Annotated in this window: 13 protein-coding genes; 4 read left to right on the plus strand and 9 right to left on the minus strand. The window is 55.1% G+C overall.

Features of this window, described 5'->3' with window-relative positions; genetic code table 11:
* Positions 1-7 precede the first annotated feature (7 nt).
* The 3 genes from OQ371_RS12835 to OQ371_RS12845 all read right to left on the minus strand — a co-directional run bounded on the left by OQ371_RS12835 (position 8) and on the right by OQ371_RS12845 (position 4,300).
* Positions 8-2,404, minus strand: a complete 2,397-nt coding sequence (locus OQ371_RS12835; RefSeq protein ID WP_265994169.1) for an alpha-L-rhamnosidase-related protein — start codon at positions 2,402-2,404, stop codon at positions 8-10.
* 100 nt (positions 2,405-2,504) lie between these two features.
* Entirely contained in the window at positions 2,505-3,245 is a 741-nt protein-coding gene (locus tag OQ371_RS12840; RefSeq protein WP_265994170.1) for a DUF3108 domain-containing protein, read from the minus strand.
* Between the two features lie 26 nt (positions 3,246-3,271).
* On the minus strand, positions 3,272-4,300 hold the full coding sequence (locus tag OQ371_RS12845) for a YpdA family putative bacillithiol disulfide reductase (protein WP_265994171.1): 1,029 nt from the start codon (positions 4,298-4,300) through the stop codon (positions 3,272-3,274).
* 250 nt (positions 4,301-4,550) lie between these two features.
* Between OQ371_RS12845 and OQ371_RS12850 the strand changes: the two genes are divergently transcribed.
* From OQ371_RS12850 to priA, 3 genes are all read left to right on the plus strand, one after another.
* Positions 4,551-5,153, plus strand: a complete 603-nt coding sequence (locus OQ371_RS12850; protein WP_265994172.1) for an NAD(P)H-dependent oxidoreductase — start codon at positions 4,551-4,553, stop codon at positions 5,151-5,153.
* Between the two features lie 6 nt (positions 5,154-5,159).
* Positions 5,160-7,046 carry a monovalent cation:proton antiporter-2 (CPA2) family protein gene (locus tag OQ371_RS12855; protein WP_265994173.1) on the plus strand — a complete coding sequence of 629 codons (1,887 nt, stop codon included), beginning with the start codon at positions 5,160-5,162 and terminating at the stop codon, positions 7,044-7,046.
* A gap of 115 nt (positions 7,047-7,161) precedes the next feature.
* Positions 7,162-9,666 carry a replication restart helicase PriA gene (gene priA, locus OQ371_RS12860; RefSeq protein WP_265994174.1) on the plus strand — a complete coding sequence of 835 codons (2,505 nt, stop codon included), beginning with the start codon at positions 7,162-7,164 and terminating at the stop codon, positions 9,664-9,666.
* A gap of 185 nt (positions 9,667-9,851) precedes the next feature.
* Here the strand turns inward: priA and OQ371_RS12865 are convergent, their stop codons facing one another.
* The 4 genes from OQ371_RS12865 to OQ371_RS12880 all read right to left on the minus strand — a co-directional run bounded on the left by OQ371_RS12865 (position 9,852) and on the right by OQ371_RS12880 (position 12,479).
* Positions 9,852-10,313 carry a pPIWI_RE_Z domain-containing protein gene (locus OQ371_RS12865; RefSeq protein ID WP_265994175.1) on the minus strand — a complete coding sequence of 154 codons (462 nt, stop codon included), beginning with the start codon at positions 10,311-10,313 and terminating at the stop codon, positions 9,852-9,854.
* 83 nt (positions 10,314-10,396) lie between these two features.
* Positions 10,397-10,684, minus strand: coding sequence for a hypothetical protein (locus tag OQ371_RS12870; RefSeq protein ID WP_265994176.1), 288 nt, complete (start codon positions 10,682-10,684; stop codon positions 10,397-10,399).
* A gap of 2 nt (positions 10,685-10,686) precedes the next feature.
* Complete coding sequence (locus OQ371_RS12875) at positions 10,687-12,039, minus strand: ADP-ribose polymerase (RefSeq protein WP_265994177.1); 1,353 nt, start codon at positions 12,037-12,039, stop codon at positions 10,687-10,689.
* A gap of 50 nt (positions 12,040-12,089) precedes the next feature.
* The gene (locus tag OQ371_RS12880) at positions 12,090-12,479 is read right to left on the minus strand and encodes a pPIWI_RE_Z domain-containing protein (RefSeq protein ID WP_265994178.1); all 390 of its coding nucleotides are present in this window, start codon (positions 12,477-12,479) and stop codon (positions 12,090-12,092) included.
* 137 nt (positions 12,480-12,616) lie between these two features.
* Between OQ371_RS12880 and OQ371_RS12885 the strand changes: the two genes are divergently transcribed.
* Complete coding sequence (locus tag OQ371_RS12885; RefSeq protein WP_265994179.1) at positions 12,617-13,648, plus strand: helix-turn-helix transcriptional regulator; 1,032 nt, start codon at positions 12,617-12,619, stop codon at positions 13,646-13,648.
* A gap of 27 nt (positions 13,649-13,675) precedes the next feature.
* Here the strand turns inward: OQ371_RS12885 and OQ371_RS12890 are convergent, their stop codons facing one another.
* Both OQ371_RS12890 and OQ371_RS12895 read right to left on the minus strand, forming a co-directional pair.
* Positions 13,676-14,965, minus strand: a complete 1,290-nt coding sequence (locus OQ371_RS12890; RefSeq protein WP_265994180.1) for an aminotransferase class V-fold PLP-dependent enzyme — start codon at positions 14,963-14,965, stop codon at positions 13,676-13,678.
* Positions 14,966-15,188: 223 nt separating this feature from the next.
* On the minus strand, positions 15,189-16,211 hold the full coding sequence (locus OQ371_RS12895; RefSeq protein WP_265994181.1) for a GntR family transcriptional regulator: 1,023 nt from the start codon (positions 16,209-16,211) through the stop codon (positions 15,189-15,191).
* Positions 16,212-16,292: the final 81 nt, after the last annotated feature.

Below are 16,292 nucleotides of genomic sequence, written 5' to 3' on the forward strand. Positions count from 1 at the left end.
ATTCGTTTTACAAGGTGACGGTCTGCTGCCCTTCTTTCAACGCCACGGTTTTGCCGTGCCATTTCAGGGTTCCGGTCAAACCGTCGGGTAACGTAATGACTCCTTTCAAACCGCCGGTCGGGGTTTTGTCAAACCGCACGGTAATGTCACCCGCCGGATGCGGCATCGTTCCTTCCGCAAATTGCAACGCACCCAGGTACGGTGTAATGACGACGGACTGAAAACCGGGTGAGGCCGGATTGATTCCGCAAACCGTCGACAAAAATTCGTAATTCGGGGCCGCACTCCACGCGTGGCAGTCGGAGCGGGTAGGCTCCGGGTTTTCGGCAAACGTCGTTAAACCCAGGGCCAGCATGTCGTGCCACGGTTTGAGCGTTGGTAGGAACTGATCCGCCATGCCGGTTTTTTTCAGCGCCTGAAACAGGTAAAACTTGAAATAGAATGTCGCCTGAGTCAGATTCGGATCAGCCATGACTTTCTGCATCAGGGCTTTCTGCTGCGCCACCGGCACGGCGTCGGTCAGGATGGCCCAGATGTTGGCGTGCTGACTGAAACTGGTTTTATCGGGTGTGTCGGCCACCAGCCCCCGGCCCGCGTCCCAGCAATTGTTATATACATTTTTGGCCAGCCGGATGCCCATCAGACGGTAATGTTCGGCCTGCTGGTTTTTGCCGTAATGGTAAAACACCTGCGAAATTCGCTGCATGGTATAAGCCTGTTGCAGCGTCAGAATGGCCGAGCCGCCTTTCCGGGCGCCCTTCGGTACTCCGCCCATGCCTTCGTCCGGGGCGTCCCACTTCGCCCAGTCCACAAAATTCCACCATTGAAGCGGACCGTTCAGGCCGTTGTCGGCCAGTCGTTTTTCGTGCCAGTCAAGCACGGTTGTAATGCCGGGTAGCATGGATTCAACAAATTTGTCGTCTTTCCGGTGCATCCAGTAATCGTAAATCATGGTGACCCAGTACAACGAAAACGGCGGAATCACCTGAAAATCGGCACTCGGGTAACGGCTCTGCGTTAGGCCGTCGTTGAACCGGCTGTGGTCGTAATCCAGGATGGCTTTCCGCATCAGCCGGTCGTCACCCGTCATGTAGAGGGAAATCAGCGACTGGATGCGGGTGTCGCCGGTGTACTGCAATTGTTCGTAGTAGGGGCAATCGTAATACGTTTCACCCGCGCAGAGCCGGGCCGTCCGCCAACCCACGTTCCAAATATCTTTTAAACTTTCGTCGCTGCTGGTAAACCGGGCTTTTTCCTGAAACGGGTAGCCGGTAAAATGACCCATCAGATCGTGAATTTCGACGGGGTCGCCTTTGGTTTCAATGGTGATTTGCAGGTAGCGATACGTCCGGAACAGGAGCGGGCGGAAGGTGCGTTTCTGCTTGCTGCCGTCGCCAACGAATTGATCTTCAAAGCCAATGAGTTGTTTGCCGTTCACCTGATCGCGGTTGCCTTTCTGCCGGTTGTCGTCCACCAGTGCCTCCGCGTACGCCAGCGTAATGACGGCATCTTTGCCCCGGCTGATGGTCAGTTCCGGGAAGGCGTTGGTCAGATGCCCCTGGTCGCAGAGGATCACGGCTTTGTGGTTGCGGTGAACGGCGAACGAGTTTTTTCCCTGTAAAAAATCGTCGGCTACGTCCACCCCCTCCGCCCGGCGGACCGTCGCCAGCCGTTGCGGTATTTCTTCCATCAGCGGAATGGTGCGCGGCACCAGGTTCCAGTTGCCGTCGGTACCCAGACCGCGCGGTTTGGCGGCCCAGCCTACCGGTTTAGCCGCTGACCAACCGGCATCGTCGAAAGCCGGTTCCTGCCAGCCCCAGGGGTATTTGGCCCCCTCTACCCGGTCGCCCGCACCGACAACAATGTAGGTGCGTAGTTTCGGAATGTCGTTGATAACGGGCGAATAGGCCGGATTCTGGTAAACTTTCCAGGTGTTGTTGGTATTGACGACCTGTTCGGCGTCGCCATCGCCCTGCACGATGAACCCGAACTGGTAGTGCATTTGATAAAAGGGAGCGTATTCGGCCATGTAAGTCACCACGGCCGCCAGCGTATTTTTGCCGCTGGTCAGGTACGGCGCAAGATCGACGGTTTCATAATTCCAGTTCTGCAGATCGCTGCGGGCCGGGCCGGACACCACGGCTTTTCCGTTGACGAACAGTTGATAGCGGTTATCACCCGAAACGTTGATAACGAAGCGGCTGGGCTTTTGGGCCAGATCAAAATTCTTGCGGAAATGGTAGACGCCGTAGGACCGGATGGGAGCCGTTGGGTGCCCGATCCACTGCGCTTTCCAGAAATCGGTTTGCCAGCGGAGACTCGGGTTAACGGCCAACGGAGCGGGGGTTTGAGCGAAGGAGAGAAAAGTCGAAAAAATAAGGTAAAAAAGCAGCCAGGTTTTCATACAAGCGGGAATCAATCAGAATCTTGCTGCAAGATAATGACAAATCCGCGCTTCTTCGCTTTTGTCCGTTTGAGAAGACGGGTTGCCCGTCATGCCAAAGTCACGGCCTTTCAACGCTCATGCGCAGGCCGTTTATTATCGTTTCTGATTTAATTCGGGTACGATCCTTTTTGGAAATATAGTAAGTCGTGTGGGCGTCGGGAGCAATGTCATCGTTGACGTCAACAACGTAACAGGTAATTCTTTCGCCCTTGGTATCTGTCAACTGCGTTTCGCTAACGCCGATGATGCGGGCAGTGAGCAACCCGCGTCTTCCAAGAGTAACGTCAAAGATCGGAATCGTGGCTTGATAACTGACTTTCAGGGGCAAAAAACGGATTAAGAGCGGGTAGAAACTGGAGCTGACCGTAGGAACTGCTACGGTTTCCCGCTCCGAAGTTTCCCGCATAGTTTTATGATCGTGAACAGACGCATTCATTTCCTGACCGCTGAACGTTAGGTGTATGGTGCGTTGTAGATTGGAAGAAGTGTAATAAACGGGAACGAGTGTTTCCTGAAGAACGACGGTTGTATCGATTTGCGTCGGACCAGAAGCCCCTTTTGAGGTCAGTTCCTGGATAAAAAGGAGCTTGTCTCCCTGATAATTCGGTTGAACAGTCGTCAGGGAGGTGGCCCATTCCCGCTTCGTTGCGCCTTCCCAATAATACCAGACGGCTTTTTGCTTTTCAGCCGGAATTGCAAATGGACCCGCTATGACTTGAATGGATTGTGTTTTAGTCTGCGCTGTTGCCGGTTTTGACAAGAATAGTAACAGAACCAGGCAGAAGCTTAGTTGCTTCATTAGAATGAACTGGTTACAAAACGTGCTTAGATTCGCTCAATCAGCTCGGCCACTTTCCGCACCGGCTTGCCCGTGAGGTGGTCGATGATGGCTTTGGCGTGCTCACGACCGTTTTCGATAAACACTTTTTCGGTGTAAATCCCGGCCATGACGGTACCGCAGACGTACAGACCCGGCACGTTGGTTTCAAAGGTTTCCTTGTCGTACACCGGCACCTGCGTTTCCGGATTCAGTTCTACACCGCATTCTTTCAGTAGCTCAGCGTCGGGAATGTAACCCGTCAGGATCAGGACGAAATCGGCGGGGAGCTCGTTTTCCTCACCGGTCTGCAAATTCGTGAGGCACACTTTTCCGGGTTCGATGCGGGTCACGCAGGTGCTGAACCGGGTGTTAATTTTGCCTTCCTTCACCCGGTTTTTAACGTCCGGAACAAGCCAGTATTTAACGGTTTTTCGGAAGTCGTCGGCCCGGTGAACAATCGTGACGTGGGCGTCGGCGCGGTAAAGTTCCAGAGCCGCTTCGACCGCCGAGTTCGACGCGCCAACGATGACAACGTTCGTGTAGGAGTACTGAAATGGTTCGTCGTAATAGTGCGTGACGTGCGGCAAATCCTCACCCGGAATCTGAAGCGAGCGCGGTTTGTCGAAATAACCCGTCGCCAGAATTACCTTGCGCGACTGGTAGGTTTGTCCGTTGGTCGTAAAAACCGTAAATAACTCTTCGTTCTGATCCCCTTCGTCGCCCGTCGGTGCATACCGCGTTACGTGGTTGACTTCAGTAAACAGTTTGAAATTCAGGTTGAAATAACCCGCTACTTTGCGGTAATACTGGAGAGCTTCGTTCCGGTTGGCTTTAACGCCCGCAATGGGAAATGGAATACCGCCAATCTCAATATTTTCGGCGGTTGAGAAAAACCGCATCATCTTCGGGTACCGCCGAATGGACTCCGTCAGGCTGCCTTTTTCCAGAATCAGGTGACTCAAACCGGCTTTGGAAGCTTCAATTCCTGCGGCCAGTCCACACGGTCCACCACCAATAATTATTACGTCGTACATAGTTGGAAAATCTCGTTAACAGGCTGTATTCGTGCACCAAAATAAGAATACCAAAAGTAACCAAAGAAGTTCTGTCTGGCGGGATATTTTCCCAAAATCACGCGCTGATTGGGCCGGTTTTACCCGAAATTAGGGTGGGTAACCAAAGACGGGCGCGGTTTTTATTTCTTTCTATTTGGCTTAAATTTGACCAGACAGGGGCATCCGACGGGCTGGCCCGTTGCATATTTCAACTCTTTACGGCTAAAAAATGGCGTCCGTTCTCATTCTTTTTGCGCACCCCGCCCTGGAGAAATCCCGGACCAACCGGATTTTGATGGGAGCCTGTCGGTCGGTCGCTTCGTCGGTTCCGTCGGTCACCGTCAATGATCTTTACGAGGAATACCCGGATTTTGACATCGACGTGGACCGGGAGCAGCAGTTGTTGCTCGATCATGAATACATCATTCTACACCATCCGTTTTACTGGTATAGTGCGCCCGCGATGGTGAAACAGTGGGAGGATTTGGTACTCGAACACGGCTGGGCGTACGGTCGGGAGGGCAATGCGCTGGTGGGCAAAAAGATTTTCAATGCCATCACCACCGGCGGTCCCCGGCGTGCCTACGAAGAAACGGGCCTGAACCGCTTTACGGTGCGGCAGTTTCTGGCACCTTTTGACCAGACGGCGCATTTGTGCAAGATGATCTACCTGCCTCCGTTCGTTGTTCACGGCACCCACCGGCTCACGGAAGAGGAAATGCACCAGTACGCCCAGCAATACCAAAGTCTGCTGACCATGCTGGCCACCGAACAGGTCGATGTGGAAGACGCCCGGAAGCGGCTGTATCTGAATGAAATACTTGTTGATTAATCCATTATGAACCAATCCATTCTAATTCAGGCCATTGTTTACCTGGCCTCGGGAGTTGTGTTTGTTCCCATTGCCAAACGGCTGGGGCTGGGGTCGGTGCTGGGGTATTTGCTGGCCGGTGTGGCCATCGGCCCGGCGGTGCTGGGGCTGGTGGGCGATGAAGGACAGGATATCATGCATTTTGCCGAATTCGGCGTCATCATCATGCTGTTTCTGGTGGGGCTGGAACTCGAGCCCGAACGGCTCTGGAAACTCCGCGTTCCGGTGTTGGGGCTGGGCGGGTTACAGGTGCTGCTGACGGCTTTGCTAACCGGCGGTCTGGCACTGGCAGCGGGTTTGCCGTGGCAACCGGCGCTGGCGCTGGGGATGATTCTGGCCATGTCGTCGACCGCCATTGTGCTGCAAACCCTCAACGAAAAAGGGCTGATGCAGACAGCCGCCGGGCAGAATACCTTCGCCGTGCTGCTGTTTCAGGACATTGCCGTTATTCCGATTTTAGCCATAATGCCGCTGCTGGCGACGTATCCGGTTGCTTCCTCAACCGATCACCACGCGCATTTTTCGCTGACCGACGGTTTGCCCGGCTGGTTGCGGCCGTTTGTGGTCGTTGGGGCGGTGCTGGCGCTGGTGTTGATTGGGCGGTATGTGATGGGAACGGTTTTTCGGATCATCGCCCGGACCGGCCTGCGGGAGGTTTTCATTGCCACGGCTCTGCTGATGGTGGCGAGTATCTCGGTATTGATGGAAATGGTGGGGCTGAGTCCGGCGCTCGGGGCTTTTGTTGCGGGGGTGGTGTTGGCCAACAGCGAATACAAACACGAGCTGGAAAGCGACATTGATCCGTTCAAAGGGTTGTTGCTCGGTTTGTTTTTCATTTCCGTCGGGGCCGCCATCAATTTCGATCTGATCATGGAAAACCCCTTGCTGGTCATCGGAATTGTGGTGGCTATCATGGCGGCCAAGGCGCTGGTTCTGGCGGGGTTAGGGAGGACGTTTGGTTTGCCCACAGACCAGAACCTGTTGTTTTCGCTGGGGCTTTGTCAGGTAGGTGAGTTTGCCTTTGTGTTGTTTTCCTTCGCTTCGCAGAACGGTATTCTAGCGCAGAATGTGGTGGACCTCATGACGGCAGTTGTTGCCATCAGCATGGGCCTAACCCCGCTGGTTTTCCTGGCGAACGAAAAGCTGATTCTGCCGCGACTGGGCGCCAAAGAGGACGACAGGAAAGAACCGGATCACATCGAAGAACACAACGCCGTTATTGTGGCCGGTTTTGGCCGGTATGGTAACATTGTCGGGCGGTTTTTGCGGGCCAACAACATCGGTACGACGGTGCTGGATTTTGATTCGGATCGGGTCGATACACTGCGGAAACTGGGCATGAAAGTCTACTACGGCGATGCCTCCCGGTACGATCTGCTCAAATCGGCGGGGGCGGAAAAAGCCCGGTTGATGATTATTGCGCTCGATTCGCCGGAGAAAGTGCTCGATCTGGTCGAAACAGCCAAAAAGCATTTTCCAAACCTGAAACTGCTGGTGCGGGCCGCCGACCGCGAAGATGCCTACGAACTGCTGGATGCGGGCCTCTCCCATGTTTACCGCGAAACGCTCGATAGTTCACTCCGGATGGGCGTCGATGCCATGACGTTGCTGGGCTTCCGAGCCTACCAGTCGCAGCGGGCGGCCCGATTGTTCCGTAAACACGACGAACGGAACCTAACCGAACTGGCCGCCGTTCGGCACGACCGCAAGCAGTATTTCAGCAGCGCCCGCCAGCGCATCCGCGATCTGGAAGAACTGCTCAGTTCCGACACCAACGACCGCTGGCTGAAAGATGTTGACGACGGCTGGGACCCGGAAAGCCTGCGCAACGAAGTCCGGCAGATGAAGCCGTGAGCTGACTAAAAATAAAGGGGGCGTTTTGAGCGCTGGGGCGGCTTTGGCGATTTTTCGGAAGGAACTTATCGCGGCAATTGTTAACTTGCTATAAGAAAAGATAGCCATACCACCTGTGCAACCATTGCCGCTGACATTTGATTTTGCCGAAGAAACCACCTATTTCGCCGACCTCATTCTACCCGTTCCGATCCCAAGGATGTTTACCTACCGCGTGCCGCGCGATATGGTGGAACGGCTGAAAGTGGGCGCGCGGGTGATTGTGCCGTTTGGCAAAAACCGGGTGTATACGGCCGTTGTCGGGCGCATTCATCACCAGCCTCCGAGTAATTACCAGGCCAAATACATCCTCGAACTCCTGGACGAATACCCGCTGGTGACAACCTACCAGCTGGAGTTATTCTCCTGGATGGCTGAGTATTACCTCTGTAACATCGGCGAGGTGCTGAACGTGGCGCTGCCCTCGGGGCTGAAGATTACGAGCCAGTCGAAAGTGCAGTACAACCCGGACTTTGACTACCCCGAACTGCTGACGGAGGGTGAAGGGCGGTTGCTGGATGAACTGAAAAAACATTCGGCCCTGTCGTACGAAGAACTCGGGCGGCTGGTCGGGGAAACCAACGTGCCGACAACGATCAAATCGCTGGTGGGAAAACGGGCGGTGATTGTGTTCGACGAGGTGCGGGAAAAGTACGTGCCGAAAATGGTGCGGAAAGTGCGGCTGACGGAGCGCTACGAAACCCGTGAGCAGGTCCTGGCCCTAATCAATGCACTGGAGAAATCGCCCAAGCAGCAGGAAGTGGTCATGAAATACCTGAGCTACGTGCCGGTGCAGAATAACCCCATCCTGAACCGCAAAGGGCTCGACAAAACCGTCCTGAACCAGGACGATGAAGTCTCGCAGTCTTCGCTGCAAACGCTGATCAAAAATCAGGTTTTCGAAACGTATGAAGTGATCGTGCCGCGTTTTGGCGACGACGATTTGCCGAATGTGGAAGTAAAACTGACGGACGTTCAACAGCGGGCCTGCAACCAGGTGCTCAGCCAGTTTAACGAAAAAGACATTGTTTTGCTGCACGGTATTACCGGAAGCGGGAAAACGGAAGTGTATATCAACCTGATCCAGACGGCCCTGGAAAGTGGTTCGCAGGTCCTTTACCTGCTGCCCGAAATCGCTCTGACAACCCAGATTGTGGTCCGGCTGAAAAAAGTTTTTGGTGACAAACTGGGTATTTATCATTCCAAATTTTCGGATAACGAGCGGGTGGAGGTCTGGAAGGGCATTGTCGACGGACAATACCAGTTTGTGGTGGGCGTGCGCTCGGCGGTTTTTCTGCCGTTCGACAACCTGGGGCTGATTATTGTGGATGAGGAACACGAAACGTCCTACAAACAGCACGATCCGGCTCCGCGCTACCACGCCCGTGATGTGGCGATGATGATTGCCCACTGGCAGAAAGCCAAAGTCCTGCTCGGCTCGGCCACACCGTCCATCGAAAGTTACTACCACGCGCAGCAGGGGCGTTATGGTCTGGTAGAACTGCTGGAACGTTACGGCGACGCCATGCTGCCCGATATCGTACTGGTAAACACCCGCGTTGAACGGCAGCAGAAGAAGATGAAAAACGAGTTTTCGTCCGTCTTGCTGGATCATTTGCAACACAATCTGGAGCGGAAGGAGCAGAGCATTCTGTTCCAGAACCGGCGCGGCTATTCGCCGTACCTGCAATGCGAAGATTGCGAATGGACAAGCCGCTGCCCCAACTGCGACGTGAGCCTGACCTACCACATGCGGGCCGCCGAACTGCGGTGCCACTACTGCGGTCACCACGATCCCGTGCCGAAAAGCTGCCCAGCCTGCGGTTCGTTCAAAGTGCGGACGATCGGTTTTGGAACCGAAAAGCTAGAAGACCAGTTGCAGATTGTGTTTCCGGAAGCCCAGATTCAGCGCATGGACCTGGACACCACGCGGGCCAAAAATGCCTATCAGCAGATCATTTCGGAATTTGAGGGCGGCAACGTCGATATTCTGGTCGGCACGCAGATGATCAGCAAGGGGCTCGATTTCGGGAACGTCAGCCTGGTCGGTATTTTCGACGCCGACCGGATGATTCACTACCCGGAATTTCGGGCCGTGGAGCGGGCGTTTCAGATGATTACCCAGGTGAGCGGCCGGGCCGGACGTCGCGCGGATCGGCGGGGTAAAGTCCTGATTCAGACGACGAATCCGCAGCAGGCCGTGTTGCTCAAAGTGATGGAAAACGATTACAGGGGCTTGTTCGAAGAGGAAATCATCGAGCGGCAAAATTTTAATTACCCGCCTTTCTCGCGGCTTATCAAACTGACGGTTCGGCACGCTGAGCAAAACATCAGTCAGCAGGCGGCCCAACGGCTGGTGGATCAACTGACCGAGAAGCTGGGCGAAGCGCGGGTGCTGGGGCCGGAAGTGCCGCTGGTGGAGCGCATCCGCAACCAGTTTCTGTACACGATTCTGATCAAACTCGAACGCAGCATCAGCCCCAAAGCCGCTAAGGCATTTATTCTGGAGAAAATCAACGAGCTACTGAGTGACAAGGGCCTGAAAGCCGTAACGATCGTAGCGGACGTAGATTGTCTCTGAGGCTCCCCCGCTGCAAGCCCTGGTGAAACAGAAAGAGGCAAACGACCACCTGCAACCGGGTCAAAACCGAATAACAGCTCAGTTTGAAAAGGATCAACGGTTTGTTCTGGAAAACAAGCAGCAACAGGATCTTCAAGGCCATGATCGTCGTGGCGAATGCAGATTGTGGGTTGATTTTCATAAGTCTAGGCGAGCGCTTGTCGAAACAGTTCTTCCCGGTTCCGTAAATTACTCCGATTGACTTCTGAGCCGCAACTTCCGGTGCTGTGCGAACCAAAAGCCCGCAGACTCGTCGGCAGTGAATCGTATTTGGCCAGCGCCATCAGCCAGACCGTACGATCCATGTAGGGAGCCAGCAGCGCCCGGGCGCGGTTCAGGTAGCGGTGTTGGCGCGGCTTCCAGACGGGGCGGAATTGATACACCACTCCCTCGCCATTCAGCAGGTCCGGAAGCGCCTGGGGCGGAGCCAGCGGCAACAATTCTGCCAGCAGATACAAGCCCAGCTCAACGTTCAGCAACCGGTTGGCCAGTTGGCCCGGCAGTTCGTGTTGAAACCGGAGTTGTGTCGCCAGCGGTTCCTGCCAGTGCAAGGAGAAAGGACTCAGCTGGCGGGCACGAAGAGAGTCGGACAAAGGCAGTGCATTCATGGTCTATGTTGTTTACCGTCGGTCAGTTCGACGCGTTGATCATAACAAAAATGCACCCTGAAGAACGTAACCTTTTTACGTTGTCAACTTTTTTTTAAATTATTTTTTGTCCGATTCGTCAAGAGGGGCGGCAGGACCGTCAGGGGCGGGAAATAATAAACCCGGTACGTTCCGTTGTCGTTGATGGCCCAGTTTTCCTGTTGGGCCACCGCAAACAGCCAGGTTGAAATTTCGGCCTGATAAGCCCGGTAACCCCGGTTGCGGAGGTGGTTTTTTACGTCCAGCGTCGTGGTGCTTCCTTCGGCCAGAATCAGGGTCGTAGCGGCCAGGCGGACGGCCTGCCGGGTGGTTTTCTTTGCTCCGGTTTTCATGCTTATAGTTTGATTCTGACCATATACCGAACGGTACACTGGGCCTGGTTGTACACAATGAACTCGTTTTTGAGCAGGCTCTCGCCCCGTTGCGCAAATACCGAATCGTACCGGGGATTGATCCGCTTCAGGACTGCCTGGTCCAGCTTCATGTGCTGAGGCTCGTGGCGGGTTACTTTCATCTGCTTGCCAACGTGAACTTCGTAGATGCCCAGGTAGCCTTCTTTCTGTTTCCCGTTCGTCCAGACCGAACCGTGTAGTGATGTATAATTGAGGGATTTGCTGAATTGATCAGCGAAATAAATGCCGTAGCCAAACATTTTTCCGGTGATGACGGCATTCGTCGGGCGCAGCACCAACCCGGTTTTAAGAATTGACAACCAGTTTTCGCTGCGGCTGCCGTGCCAGAGCAACTGCGTTTTGGGAGTGGAACTACTGCCGACGTAGGCTTCAAAAGCCGCCTGGGCGTGGGCCTGGCTGACGCTGAAAGCCGCGTCGAACTTGTCGGCGTCTGAGCCCATCATCCGTTTGATGAGCGTTAGTACCCGCTTGTCGGTAACGGGTTCCACCGTCAGGTTCATCATCTCGAGCAGCGAAGCGGGCGTTTGGTCGGGACTTTCCTGCGACTGACGCAGCTCGACCTGCCCGCGCATGACGTCCAGCGTGTCCTGTTCAGAAGCCAGTTGATCGTGCAGCTTTTGCAGGTCGTCGGCGGTTTGGGGCGTTTGGGCTAGCAAATGCTGGCCAACTTTGCCCATTTTTCGGGGAATCACTTTAAACAGTTCGAGCAGCGTGCGGTTGTAAGCGGTTACATCGGCGTTCGGTGCCACCAGCGTCGTCAGATCGTTGAGCAGTTGCTGGGCCGTTTCGACCTGTTTGCGCGTAACCTGCTGGGCCGTCACAACGTAATTCTGAAAAATCGACTGGTTGGCGAGTTCCATCAACCGGTTCATCAGACCGCGCACCTCCGGATCGGCAATGGTGCTGGCGTCGGTAACGGCGGGCCCCTCAACGTACATGTGCGTCTGATCAACGTAGCCTTTCGTTACTTTTTCCCGGATTTTCCGGTCCCATTGCGCCATTGGGTAGGTGGCCACACTTTTGGAGCCGCCTACCCGTCCGTAATGGACCGTAAACGTACCATCCGGCTGTTCGTGCATTTCGTAGTATTTGTTGTTGTTTTCAGCAGTGACCATAATCAGTTTTACGGTCCGCAGCTTTGGAGTCGGAACATCAGCCGGTTTGGCCGATGAATCGACGGTGGGCGTGGGTGGACTAGTCGGAAAGGGGGCGGTTTTGAGCGCAGTTGCTGGCGCAACAAGTTGGGTAACCTGCTGAATCAGATTCGAAAGCATATCAATCTGGAAAGTTAGAAAAGGAGGGATAGAAACAAACAGGAGGGCAATCAGCTCAGGACTTTCCGCAGAACGGTCAACCGGTTGCGGGAAAAACCGACGGTTTTAGGACCGAACCGGCTGCGGTCGCGGCTGATGTCATACGCCTGAAGATCGGCGGGGGCCGCCATGTATATTTCCAGCAGGTCGTGCCAGCGGCTGTAGGGCGTCAGGTGGGTCAGCAGCGCCAGCCCGCGGTTGCGGAGCTTGTGCTGGCGGGTGGTCCAGCCGGGATTGACGTGGCTGAGCAGATCGGGCAGGGCGCCGGGCGATGCGTTTGGCCGGAGCTGAGAGATTAGGAACAGGCCCAGTTCAACGTCCAGAAGTTGACGGGCCGACAGCCGGGTTACCCGGCGACCGCCCGTAACGGCGGTTTGCGGAGAGGAGAGTAGTGTATTCATCGTGTTGTTGTTGTTTACGGCTCGGTTGAGGAATCGAACAGGACAAAGTTGGCCCGTTCACAACGTAATCTTTTTACGGTCTTCTGTTTTTCTGTAAAAAAAATTTCGCTTCTTTACCGCAACAAATTCGGTGTCCCATGCCCATAACCCGTTCTGCCTTCCAACGATACCGCCTGATCGACGAAGTGATCAGTCGCCATCCCCGCAAGTTTTCCAAACAACGGCTTTTTGAATTGCTCCGGGAACACTGCGGCATCCGGTCCATCTCGTCGCTGGAAAAAGACATTCAGCGGTTGCGCGAAGACCACGACGCCCCCATTGCCTACGATAAACGCAGCAACGGTTATTACTACACCGATCCGCAGTTCCGGTTGCTCCGGCTCATGCTCACGCCCGACGACATGGAAGCGCTTGACTACGCCCGCGAGGTGCTGGCGGCTACGCAGGGCGCTCCGGTGGTGGCCGAACTGACCAACGCCCTACAGAAAGTGCGGCAGAGCCTGGACATTGTGCGGGAAGTGCGGCCGGAAGACGGCAATGCGCTGGGGCCGGGCCGTAAGGTGGTGTACGTCGAAGAAAAAATCCTGGGCGGTAATCGCCAGTACGTGCCGGTGCTGATCCGGGCCGTGAACCAAAACCGGCAGGTTTCTTTCCATTACCACAAACACGATGGTTCGGTGACCGAAACCGTCACAGCCGCCGAACGCACCCGGCGGCTTCACCCGATTCTGCTGCGGGAAGTGGCCGATAGCTGGTATGTCATTGGTTACGACGAAGCCAGCGGCCGGGAGAAAACCTACGCCCTCGACCGCATGAGTGACCTGGAGATTCTGGACGAACCCTGTGCCGTGCCGGATGCGGTGCTGGCTTATGTGTCGGAGTTTTTTGAGCACATTTACGGCATTACGGACACCACCGATCCGGTTGAGAATATTGTTCTGTCCTTTACGCCCCTGTTCGGTCGCTACGTTAAAGCCAAACCCATCCATCAGACGCAGGTGGTCCTGCGCGACGATGAGACCGAATGCGTGGTGAAACTTCGGCTGGCTCCCAACCGCGACCTGATGATGCACCTGCGTAGTTACGGCGAACACCTGAAAGTTGTGCAACCGGAAAGTCTGGTCAAGGCCATGAAAGAATCGCTGCGGGCCATGCTGGAACGGTATTAAGGTTGCCGGTGGGCTGGGCGGGCGGTTTTACCGGATGGCGGACGCGCTCAGCAGCTCTTCCCGGATTCGGCGGGCCACAATCTTTTCTTCGCCGGGTTGCAGCATCCAGGCCGTTACGCGAACGGTATTGCCGCCTTTCAGCGTTTCGGCCACTACCGGGTCAACCGAGTCGGAACCGGCCTGGTAATGGTAGAGGGGCAGCCCCGAGAAACTGGCTTCGATGGACGGATGGCCGTTCCGGAGCCGGTCGCGCAGTTCCCGGCCGGTCAACTTCACCACTGCATCGTCCCAGTTGATGCTCAGCGTGGGGGTAACATTGCCGAGTTCCGGGATGATTACGTGGGTGGTTATTCCGGGTAAATCATTCACTGCGCTCCGGATGTGAGCGATCTTGGTTTCCCATTCTTGCCACTCCCTGTCGTGATCGGTGGCGATGTACTTTTCCAGCGCGATGTACATGCCGAGAATTTCCTCTTTGTTTACCTTGTGGCCGCGTGCAACGGTGTAACCGCGGGGTGGCGCGTTCAGCCGGGCCGCAGCAAGGATGTTTTTGCGGCCCATCAGAATACCGGCGCTTTGCGGACCCCGGATGGCTTTACCGCCCGAAATAAACACCAGATCGAAGCCCATATCGTTGAATTTCCAGAGATTGGAAACGGGCGGTACGTCGGCGGCAATGTCGATAGATGTCGGGATGTTGTGTTTTTTGCCCAGAGCCACCCAGGCTTCGTGTTTGATGGTTCCGTGGTTGGCGGCAATGTTCAGGAAATGCAGCAGGGCGGTTTTTTCGTTCACTGCCTTCTCCGCATCGTCCAGCGTTTCGACCTCGATGATTTTACAGCCCGTATTCAGAAAGGCGTGGTTGTAGCGTTCGTTGTGACTTTTCTGGCAGATCACTTCTGACTTCATGCCGGTGCCTTCCAGGTGAGGCAGCTGCTCCACTTTCCGAACGTCTTCGCCGGTCAGGATGCCCGCCAGCCCCAGGGTCATGGCCGAGAAAGCCCCGCAAGTCACCATGGCGGCTTCCGAATGAACCAGTTGCGCAATCCGTTCGCCGACTTTGTCCTGCACCTCGTCGATCATGCAAAACTGCTTCGAAGTGCTGTTGATGATATCGACCACTTCGTCCCGCATGAGGCAGCCCGACATGTAGGTCAGCGTACCGGCGGCATTAATGAACGTGCGCACGCCCAGTTCTTTGAAAATATCCCGCGTGCGGCCGGACGATTTTGGGGTAGCGGCAGACGAAGCGGCTGTGGGTACGGCCCCGGCCAGCGGGAAAGCCGTCAGACCTTTTAGAATTTCCCTGCGTTTCATAGCAATTCGGTTCGGCTCAGATGAGTTTCTAAAATAGGCAGATAATCGCAAAACAACGGTTTTTCTTCCAGTATTTCCTGAAAATGCCGGTTTTAAGCGAACGTTCCGGCCGGCGCGGATTGATGGGCAAAAGTGGCCTGAAGCCCGGCTTCGAATCAAATCAGCGTAGCAACTGGAACCGAACTGGCCGCAGACTCCGCCGATCGCTGGTTAGCGCGGGTTGCTACAGCGACTGGCGCGAAATCAACCCGCCCGGGTTGGCCACCTGAACCCGGCTACGCTCGGTCAGCAGTTGCCCGGCGGTCTGTCCCATGCGCGCAAAATCGGTGGAAATAACCGTAATGCCCCCGGCCAGAATTTCCTTGACCGGCGTGTCATCGTACGAAATCAACCCCACATCCCGGCCTAGCCGCCAGTTCATTTGGTTGGCGTGTTTGATGAATTGAATCAGGTCCCGGTCGGCAAACAGCAGATAAGCTTCCCCCGGCTGAACTAGGTCATCGGAATAATCATCGACCAGTTTGCACGCCATTCCCGCCGTCTCGCCAAAGCGTTTAAAACCGGTCAGGGTACCCGGCGGTATGTATTGAAACCGGGCTTTGGACTGCACCAGCGTTAGTTTCCGGTACTTTCGCAGATCGGGCAGGGCACTCGTCAGCGCCTGGTAAATATCCTGTTCAAAATCCTGGTAAACAGCCGCGTAGGAACCTTCCAGCCGAGGCAGGGCCTGATCGATCAGCAACAGCTTGTCTTTGGGCAGTAAGTCCACGATGGCCGAAACATCCTCGTCAAAATGCGGCATGATCACGTAAGCGTTGTAATGCCCGACGCCGTTCCGGATCAGGTTTTCAAAAATTTGCGGGTTGTAGTGGTGAAAGAAAATGCTTAGTGCGGTATCGGGCGGCAGGGCGGCTTTCAGGGCGTCGTAGAGCGTTTCCTTATAAGCGTTCAGCGTATCGAAAATCACCAGCACGTTCAGGGGCGCCCGCACATCGGTACTGGCCACATAAAAACCCTTGCCGTGCTGCGAGCGAATAATGCCGCGCTGCCTGAGTTCTTCGTAAGCCTTAGCGACCGTTACCTTGGCGACCTTCTGGCTACCGGCAAGTTCACTGATGGACGGAAGCTGCTTACCGTGAGCCAGGGTACCGTGTTCGATGGCTGCCAGAACGGATTCAATCAACTGCTGATATTTGGGTTGCCCACTGACCGGATGGGCCTGTAAATCGGGCGTAAGCTTATCCATGTTCACCTAAATTTGCCAGACCAACCGTTGTAAATCGATAGAAAACTTTCTACTTTTGCTTCGATTAGTGATACAGTAGAG

Origin of the sequence: Larkinella insperata, assembly GCF_026248825.1 — a bacterium.
In the GTDB taxonomy this organism is placed as follows: Bacteria; Bacteroidota; Bacteroidia; order Cytophagales; family Spirosomataceae; genus Larkinella; species Larkinella insperata.

What these genes read in the sequence shown, in the direction of transcription:
- OQ371_RS12865 (WP_265994175.1), bottom strand. Translation starts at nt 10,313, where the DNA reads ATGAATGCACTGCCTTTGTCCGACTCTCTTCGTGCCCGCCAGCTGAGT.
- OQ371_RS12845 (WP_265994171.1), bottom strand. Translation starts at nt 4,300, where the DNA reads ATGTACGACGTAATAATTATTGGTGGTGGACCGTGTGGACTGGCCGCA.
- OQ371_RS12855 (WP_265994173.1), top strand. Translation starts at nt 5,160, where the DNA reads ATGAACCAATCCATTCTAATTCAGGCCATTGTTTACCTGGCCTCGGGA.
- OQ371_RS12840 (WP_265994170.1), bottom strand. Translation starts at nt 3,245, where the DNA reads ATGAAGCAACTAAGCTTCTGCCTGGTTCTGTTACTATTCTTGTCAAAA.
- OQ371_RS12880 (WP_265994178.1), bottom strand. Translation starts at nt 12,479, where the DNA reads ATGAATACACTACTCTCCTCTCCGCAAACCGCCGTTACGGGCGGTCGC.
- OQ371_RS12870 (WP_265994176.1), bottom strand. Translation starts at nt 10,684, where the DNA reads ATGAAAACCGGAGCAAAGAAAACCACCCGGCAGGCCGTCCGCCTGGCC.
- OQ371_RS12850 (WP_265994172.1), top strand. Translation starts at nt 4,551, where the DNA reads ATGGCGTCCGTTCTCATTCTTTTTGCGCACCCCGCCCTGGAGAAATCC.
- OQ371_RS12835 (WP_265994169.1), bottom strand. Translation starts at nt 2,404, where the DNA reads ATGAAAACCTGGCTGCTTTTTTACCTTATTTTTTCGACTTTTCTCTCC.
- OQ371_RS12890 (WP_265994180.1), bottom strand. Translation starts at nt 14,965, where the DNA reads ATGAAACGCAGGGAAATTCTAAAAGGTCTGACGGCTTTCCCGCTGGCC.
- OQ371_RS12875 (WP_265994177.1), bottom strand. Translation starts at nt 12,039, where the DNA reads ATGCTTTCGAATCTGATTCAGCAGGTTACCCAACTTGTTGCGCCAGCA.
- OQ371_RS12885 (WP_265994179.1), top strand. Translation starts at nt 12,617, where the DNA reads ATGCCCATAACCCGTTCTGCCTTCCAACGATACCGCCTGATCGACGAA.
- OQ371_RS12895 (WP_265994181.1), bottom strand. Translation starts at nt 16,211, where the DNA reads ATGGATAAGCTTACGCCCGATTTACAGGCCCATCCGGTCAGTGGGCAA.